Source organism: uncultured Gemmiger sp. (assembly GCA_944388105.1).
Taxonomy (GTDB): Bacteria; Bacillota; Clostridia; order Oscillospirales; family Ruminococcaceae; genus Gemmiger.
In genome coordinates, this window is record CALXHN010000163.1 from 1 (window position 1) to 2,660 (window position 2,660).

Below are 2,660 nucleotides of genomic sequence, written 5' to 3' on the forward strand. Positions count from 1 at the left end.
AGACACACTCTGTGCCGGACTGCGGTAGCCCCGCGGCCGGCACGCTCTTTTTTTGTGCCCTGCGGCAGAAAGGGACCCTACCATGCAGACCACACAACTTTCCCAGAGCGCCCAGTTTGACAAGATGACCAAAACGCCTATACCGAAACTGGTCATTCAGCTGGGTATCCCCACCACCATCAGCATGCTGGTCACCAACATCTATAATATGGCCGATACCTGGTTCGTGGGCCGGGTGGGCATCAGTGCCTCCGGCGCGGTGGGCATCGTCTTCGGGCTCATGGCCATCATCCAGGCTTTCGGGTTCATGTTCGGCCACGGGGCCGGGTCCATCATCAGCCGCCGCCTGGGCGCCAAGGATGTGGCCAGCGCCTCCCGGTTCGCCACCACCAGCTTTTTCTGCTCCTTCGCGGCGGGGCTGTGCATCACGGCGGGCGGGCTGCTCTTCATGGATCCCCTGCTGCGGCTGCTGGGCTCCACCGACACCATCCTGCCCTACGCCCGCCAGTACGCCCTCTTCATCCTGCTGGCAGCCCCCTTCATGGCCTCCAGCTGCGTGCTCAACAACATCCTGCGGTATGAGGGTCAGGCGGCCTTCGCCATGGTGGGACTGACCTCCGGCGGCATCCTGAACATCTTCGGGGACTGGATCCTCATGGAAGGGTTCCATCTGGGGGTGCTGGGCGCGGGCATCTCCACCGGAGTGAGCCAGCTCATCAGTTTCGGACTGCTCTTCTACATGTTCCTGGCCGGACACACCCAGAGCAAGATCGCCCCCCGCAACATGACCCGGGATGTGCGGGAAGTGCTGCTCATCTGCCGCACCGGCCTGCCCAGCCTGCTGCGCCAGGGCCTGGGCAGCGTGTCCACCATGATGCTCAACGGGCAGGCCCGCCTGTACGGCGACGCCGCCGTGGCCGCCATGAGCATCGTCAACCGCATCGCCCAGTTCATCTTCTCCTTCGGGCTGGGCATCGGCCAGGGCTTCCAGCCGGTGAGCGCCTTCAACTACGGCGCCAAGCGGTACAACCGGGTCAAGCAGGCCTTCCTGTTCACCTTTGCGGTGTCGGAACTGCTCATGGGTTCCATCGCGGCGGTTGGATTCTTCTTCTGCCCCGAACTCATCGCCCTGTTCCAGCCCGCTCCCGACGTGGTGGCCATCGGCTCCACCGCCCTGGCCATGCAGCTGGGCGGCCTCTTCTTCCAGCCCCTGACCGTCTGTTCCAACATGCTGTTCCAGAGCATCGGCCAGAACCGCACCGCTTCCCTGCTGGCCAGCCTGCGCAGCGGTCTTTTGTTCATTCCCTCCCTGCTGATCCTGAGCACCCTCTTCGGCATGACCGGCGTGGCCATGGGTCAGCCGGTGGCGGATGCCCTGGCCTTCTTCATCTCCCTGCCCTTTGTGGTGCGGTTCTTCCTGGTGCTGCGGGAGATGCCTTCCGATGAGGCCGCGTAAGCCTCCTGTCCCTTGTGCAAATATACAGAAAAGAATCCGATCATTTATGCAAAACAACAATCAGAAACGGGCGGCCCGGTTCGGGCTGTATCTGCTGGGCATGCTGCTGGCCCTGGGCACGGTGCTTTCCATGATTGGGGTGGGCCGGTCCATCGCGGCCTTCAACGCCCTGTGCAAACGCCCCCTGCTCCGGGCCGCCGGTCTGGAACCGGTCCGGGCCTGATCTGCTCTTCTGTCACCCGCGAAGGCTTCGGCTTTCGCGGGTGTTTTTTTGCGTTCCTGCGGCGGATGTGCTATGATAATAGATATTCTTCTGTCTGCGGAAAGGAGTGGTTCCCCGTGCTGATCGACACCCACGCCCATCTGTCCCATCACCAGTTCGACGCCCAGTTTCCCTATCTGGCCCGGGAGGGCGACGCCTTTGTGCTGCGCACCGGGACCCGGGCCCAGGTGATCCAGGAGCTGCGGGCGGCGGGCGTGGGGGCCTGTGTGGAACCGGCCATCGGGTTTTCCTCCAACCGTAGGCTGCTGGCCCTGGCGGCGGAATATCCCGGGTTTGTGTATCCGGCGGTGGGGGTGCATCCCACCCGGACCTACCTGGCCCACACGGTGGATGACCGGGGCCGGAAGGTGGTGGAGCGGCTGCACTGGGCCCAGCGCCGGGAGCTGGAAGCCCTGGCGGAGGACCCGGCGGTGGTGGCCATCGGGGAGACCGGCCTGGACTATCATCTGGCCCGGAAAGAGCAGCACCGCCTGCGGCAGAAAGCCTGGTTTGTGTGGCAGCTGCACCTGGCCCACCAGAAAAACCTGCCGGTGATCCTGCATGTGCGCAAGGCGGACAAGGATGTGCTGGCCATTCTGCGGCGGCACCGCCGCTGGCTGCACGGCGGGGTGTGCCACTGTTTCGGCGGGGGGCCGGAACTGGCGGCGGCCTACACCGGCCTGGGGCTGAAACTGGGCATCGGCGGGGCGCTGCTGGAACAGTCGGGCCGTCTGCCCGCCCTGGAGGAGGCGGTGGCCCGCACCCCGCTGGAATCCATCCTGCTGGAGACCGACGCCCCCTACGTCAAGCCCAGCTGCCCGGACCTGCCCCGCAAACGGCTGCGCAAGGCGCGCAACACCGGGCTGATCCTGCCGGCCGTGGCCCGCCGCGTGGCGGAACTGAAAGGCCTGACCCCCGAGGAAGTGGCCCGCGCCACCACCC

At 65.3% G+C, this 2,660-nt stretch carries 3 protein-coding genes; all 3 read left to right on the forward strand.

Annotated features, from left to right (window positions below):
* Nucleotides 1–82 precede the first annotated feature (82 nt).
* Complete coding sequence (locus Q0K17_RS11115) at nucleotides 83–1,456, forward strand: MATE family efflux transporter (RefSeq protein ID WP_294542975.1); 1,374 nt, start codon at nucleotides 83–85, stop codon at nucleotides 1,454–1,456.
* A 46-nt stretch (nucleotides 1,457–1,502) separates the two neighbouring features.
* Nucleotides 1,503–1,679: a hypothetical protein gene (locus Q0K17_RS11120; protein WP_294542976.1), complete on the forward strand. Its 177-nt coding sequence runs from the start codon at nucleotides 1,503–1,505 to the stop codon at nucleotides 1,677–1,679.
* 116 nt (nucleotides 1,680–1,795) lie between these two features.
* Nucleotides 1,796–2,660, forward strand: an 865-nt coding sequence (locus tag Q0K17_RS11125) for a TatD family hydrolase (protein WP_294542977.1), incomplete at its 3' end; no start/stop codon positions are given.

Bases quoted from the DNA above. Each gene is read 5' to 3' on its own strand.
- Q0K17_RS11120 (WP_294542976.1), top strand. From the start codon at position 1,503: ATGCAAAACAACAATCAGAAACGGGCGGCCCGGTTCGGGCTGTATCTG.
- Q0K17_RS11115 (WP_294542975.1), top strand. From the start codon at position 83: ATGCAGACCACACAACTTTCCCAGAGCGCCCAGTTTGACAAGATGACC.